General features: G+C 57.9%; 1 protein-coding gene. It reads left to right on the plus strand.

Going from position 1 to position 522, the window contains the following annotated elements; genetic code table 11:
- The coding region (locus AC4FS3_RS29495) for an ATPase, T2SS/T4P/T4SS family (RefSeq protein WP_491023495.1) at window positions 1-290 on the plus strand (290 nt) is incomplete at its 5' end.
- Window positions 291-522 lie beyond the last annotated feature (232 nt).

The following is a 522-nucleotide window of genomic DNA, read 5'->3' on the forward strand; positions in this document are numbered from 1 at the left end:
TAGACCTGATAGTGCGCATGACGCCGGATGTGGTGATGGCCGGCGAAATATCCACTACAAACGCCGGCGCCATCTGGGAACTCATGCGGTCAGGGCATGGTCACTTCATGTCCACCATCCACGCCGAGTCACCCGAAGAGGCAATCAGCTCATTCATGACGCGAATTGCCCATACCCATCCGGCAGAGGTAGCTGACCGCGACGCGGCCCGGGCCGACATGCTGAACAGACTTCGCGTCATTCAGCTCAAACGCGAAGGCGAGAAGCGCCGCGTCACCGCGATCCTGTAGCCGTCGCCCGCACACAATGAGCTGGCCGAATTGCCCGTCACCTCCCGAAAAAGGGCCATAAAATGGGATTCCGAAACCCCTTTATTCGGGAACATATTCCCGATCACATGACCGCCAGCCGCACAGGCCATACGCGATGGAGAAACGGATCCATCGCACTCATGGTCTTCTCGATGCTCCTGGCTACCTTGCTTACACCAGTGATCTGGTATGCCCTGAGAGACCCATTCTC

The sequence above is a fragment of the Pseudogemmobacter sp. TB195 genome (genome assembly GCF_058313095.1).